This window comes from Trichococcus sp., assembly GCF_049589555.1.
In the GTDB taxonomy this organism is placed as follows: Bacteria; Bacillota; Bacilli; order Lactobacillales; family Aerococcaceae; genus Trichococcus.
In genome coordinates this window covers 1-4,365 of record NZ_JBAWAZ010000097.1, presented here as the reverse complement: position 1 = coordinate 4,365, position 4,365 = coordinate 1, and the positions used below count along the sequence as shown (strand labels likewise).

Below are 4,365 nucleotides of genomic sequence, written 5' to 3'. Positions count from 1 at the left end.
AACTGACAATGAAATCAAGATAGGAAATGAGTAAAAACAGATGAATCTAAAATTTGAACAGATTATAGAAAAGCTTGAAAATCGGGAGCATTTCATAACGGTAGTTTCCGATGGGGAACAGAAAATTACATCAGCACGCCTGATTGAAAATCAACAGCGCTGGGAAAAAGACCTTCTATATATCGGCTATGCCAATCAATTGGATATGGACAATCTAACAGAGAACAGTAATTTTCTTTTGATTTGCAAATATGAGGAGACGTCGATTTTGAAGAAAAAGCTAAAGGATTCCAAAAGTGGAAACTGGTGTCTTCTGCCGGAAGTGTCCTTGAGTGTGCTTTTTAACCGGGTTCAGGAAATCCTGTCGAATTCTCTGACATTTGTCCAGAGTTCAGCGGCCCTGCTCAACTCAATTATTCAGGGCAGAGGCTTGAAGTATATTATGGAGATTGCCAGTGAATTGGTGGGGAATCCCGTGATGCTGGGAGATAATAATCACCGGCTTTTAGCCTGTTCCAGGTGTGATGATGTGGAGGATAATGCCTGGAACGAGTATCGGGACACAGGCTATTGCACTTATGAATATACAGTTAAGTATGATTTTAAACCCTTGGTTGAAAAATCTGCCCGGTCAAAAGGTCCGGTAATCGGCAATCTTGGAGAAATCAGCAGGATAAACAGGATCTTTGCTACTGTTAAGATAGGGGATGCCATTGTGGGTAACCTAGCGGTCCTTGAACATAAACGTCCCTTTACGGAAAAAGATCTGGAAGTTGTGGCGTTCATCTGTGATCTGATTTCTTCTGAAATGCAGAAAAATCCTCAATATTTTAACTCTAGAAAAGTCATGTTGGAAAATTTGATCCTGGATTTGCTAAACGGCAATCATCCGGGGAAAGAAAATATTCTGGAGCGGATTAAATATATCAAATGGCAGATGCCTTCCAAAATGTATGTGCTATCTATTGAGTATAATTCCTATGAAGACACGTTTTCTCTTATTCCATATATTAGTGAGACATTGAAAAAGCTTTTAGCGGGGGAAGCAGCCGTCATTTTTGAGAATAAACTGGTATTGATTCTAGGGTGTGGGGAAGGTGTTTATCTGAACGAGCAAGAGCTGAGCGCATTTGATGCTTTTCTGAAGAAGGATACCTTGAAAGCCGGAATCAGTCAGGAATTTAATGATATTTTGGAGCTGAGGCACCACTTTGATCAGGCGGTGACTGCCATTTCCCTGGGGCAAAAGGTAGGGAAGGAAAAAACAGTGTATCTTTATGAAGATTACGGGATTTATCATATGATTCAGCTGGCTGGGATACATCATGATATGTTAGATTTTTGTCATCCGACGGTACTGAAGCTGAAAAGTTATGACCGACAGAATAGAACAGAGTATCTGAAGACTGTTTATGCCTATGTTTCTAATATGAAAAATCTCATCGCAACTGCGGAGAAACTTTTCATACACCGAAATACTCTATCGTACAGGATGTCCAAGATACGGGAGCTTATTGGGGAGTGCCTGGACGACGATGAAATAGCGATGAAAATCTTTTTATCTTATAAGATTCTTGAATATACGGGTAAGCTGTAGACTCTTGTGCAATTGCGACAAGGTCTGCGGCTTTTTTCTATTTTTCTGCACGATGAAGTCGGAGCAATATATGTGATATTATCAAATTGTGAAAAAAAACACAAACATCGTCTAAGAAGATTTAATACCATATCAATGATTTGGGAGGAAGTCAAATGAATTTTGAGAACTTGTTTACCCCATTTAAAATTGGAAAAATGGAAGTGAAAAACCGTATTGCCATGGCACCGATGGGGCTTAATGCCGGACATAAGGACGGTACTATCGATACAGATGAAATCGATTACTTTGAAGAAAGGGCAAAAGGCGGTACAGGGATGATCATCATGGGTTGCCAGTTCCTGACTCAGGAACTTGCCCAGGGTTCCCTTGAAGGTTATCTGGACTCAACGTATGTTATTCCGCAACTGACGTCACTGTGTGAAGCGGTTCAACGTTACGGAACGAAAATGGTTGCCCAGTTAAGCTGTGGTACCGGCAAAAATGCGTTTGCCAATATGTACGGCGAACCACCAGTATCGGCATCAGCCATTCCGTCCATGTTCAATCCTGAATTAATCTGCCGCGCTTTAACAGTGGAAGAAATCAAGACGATTATGAAGCAATTCACATATTCAGCTAAACTGCTGAAAGATGCTGGGTTTGATGCGATCGAAGTTCACGCCCATGCAGGATATCTCGTTGACCAGTTCATGAGTGCTATCTGGAATAAAAGGGAAGACGAATACGGTGGAAGTTTGGAAAAACGCATGCGCTTTGCGGTGGAAATCGTTCAGTCAATCCGCTCAGCCATCGGTCCAGATATGCCGATTATTTTCAGAATGGCAATGAAACATAATTTTGAAGGTGGAAGAACACTTGAAGAAACACTTCCGTTATTAAAATATCTGGAAGATGCTGGCGTTGATGCCTTTGATATTGATACCGGCAGCTATGAAAATATTGATTATATCTTCCCACCGGCATATCTGGGGGATGCTTGTATGGCTGAGATTTGTGAACCGACAAGAAAAGTAACAAGCAAACCAATCTTAAATGCTGGTAACCATACACCGGAAACCGGGCTGGCTCTGATTGAAGCGGGACATGCGGATTTTGTTCTGATGGGACGTCCGCTGATTGCAGAACCTTACATGGCGAAAAAACTGATGAAAGACAAGAGAGACGAAGTACGTCCATGCATCCGTTGTAATGAAGAATGTATCGGAAGGATTCTCAACCGTCTGACAAAAATCAGCTGTGCCGTCAATCCAGCTACGGGATTTGAAAAACGCTTCGAGCTGGTTAAGACCACTGATCCTAAGAAAGTAGTTATTGTCGGCGGTGGGCCAGGCGGTATGGAAGCGGCTCGTACGGCGGCTTTGATCGGACATGACGTTACGCTTTTCGAAGCAGCGGAAAAGCTTGGCGGCCAGTTGAGAAGTGCGGCGACACCTGCATTTAAAAGCCAGCTTAGGGAATTAGTGACTTGGTACAAACATCAGCTGGAAATCCTGAATGTTAAAGTGGATTTAAATACAATGGTTACCGCAGATTCATCAGTGCTTGCTGATGCGGATGAAATCTTTGTTGCGACGGGAGCGGTACCTTTGAAAGTGAACATCAAAGGGATTGAGAACACAGTTGATATTCTTCAAGCTCACCTCGATGAAACCAGATTGGTAGGCGACCACATCATCTATTGTGGCGGCGGTTTATCCGCATGTGATTCGGCAATTGAAACGGCTATGAAAGGGAAAAAAGTCACCGTTGTCGAAATGCTGGATGAAGTTGCAATCGGTGATCACTTTATAAATAAAGCTTCCTTGATTCCAATGATGATTAACAACGGTGTGACAATCTGTACAGGACACAAGGTGCTTGAAATCCTGCCAAACGGCGTCAAAGCGATGAAAAAAGATGGTACAGAAGCATTTATTGAAGGAACGACGGTTGTAGCGTCCTTCGGTATGGTTCCGAATACCGCAGTTGCAAGAGCAATTGACGAAAAGTATCACAACAAGACACGAATCATTGGTGACTGTAATAAAGTCGGAAAAGTGGGCGGCGCTGTACGAGCTGGTATGTATGCGGCGATGAGTATCGATTAGATGAGGTATTAGATAACGTTTCTGACCAGATCTCTTGATTGAATGACATAGAAAAATGCAAGGTTTTAAGCCCTCGATGTGTTTCATGGGAACATATCGAGGGTTTTTTTTGAGCAAAATCACAACAAGTTGATTAAATTCACCGGTGTTGAGATAATGAAGCGAAATGATCTTACTTCAACGTACTGATAAAAAAGATTTGGTAAAAGTTTGAGAGGGTGGTGGGCTATGTCTAACATAATCGAACAGGTAAGGCAGGAACTAATCAATAATTCAGACGAAACGACAAAGGAAAGCGGCAAAAGATTTTTTAAGGAAGAAGTAAGGGTCTATGGCGTAAAAACGATGACAGTCTCGAAAATTTCCAAAGAGGCATTTAAAAGCATCAAGAAGCTTTCCAAAAAAGAAATATTTGATTTATGCGAACAGCTGTGGATTTCCGGAATGATGGAGGAAGCTTTCATTGCCTGCAATTGGGCATATGCAATCAAGAAGCAGTACACTGAAGATGATTTTCTTCTGTTCGAAAGATGGGTAGCTGAATATGTGACCAACTGGGCAACTTGTGATACTTTCTGCAACCACACTGTTGGAACATTCTTGGAAATGTATCCAGGGTATATAGAAAAATTAAAAGATTGGACAAAATCCCAAAACAGATGGGTTAGGCGGGCGTCA

3 protein-coding genes are annotated in these 4,365 nt (G+C 41.9%); all 3 read left to right on the top strand.

Going from position 1 to position 4,365, the window contains the following annotated elements:
* Window positions 1-40 precede the first annotated feature (40 nt).
* On the top strand, window positions 41-1,597 hold the full coding sequence (locus WBV27_RS04265) for a PucR family transcriptional regulator (RefSeq protein ID WP_424199721.1): 1,557 nt from the start codon (window positions 41-43) through the stop codon (window positions 1,595-1,597).
* 155 nt (window positions 1,598-1,752) lie between these two features.
* A complete protein-coding gene (locus WBV27_RS04260) occupies window positions 1,753-3,687 on the top strand; it encodes an FAD-dependent oxidoreductase (RefSeq protein WP_424199719.1) in 1,935 nt (644 codons plus the stop codon).
* Between the two features lie 228 nt (window positions 3,688-3,915).
* Window positions 3,916-4,365, top strand: a 450-nt coding sequence (locus tag WBV27_RS04255; RefSeq protein ID WP_424199717.1) for a DNA alkylation repair protein, incomplete at its 3' end; no start/stop codon positions are given.

Excerpts from the sequence above, each read along its gene's own strand:
- WBV27_RS04265 (WP_424199721.1), top strand. The coding sequence starts at position 41 with ATGAATCTAAAATTTGAACAGATTATAGAAAAGCTTGAAAATCGGGAG.
- WBV27_RS04260 (WP_424199719.1), top strand. The coding sequence starts at position 1,753 with ATGAATTTTGAGAACTTGTTTACCCCATTTAAAATTGGAAAAATGGAA.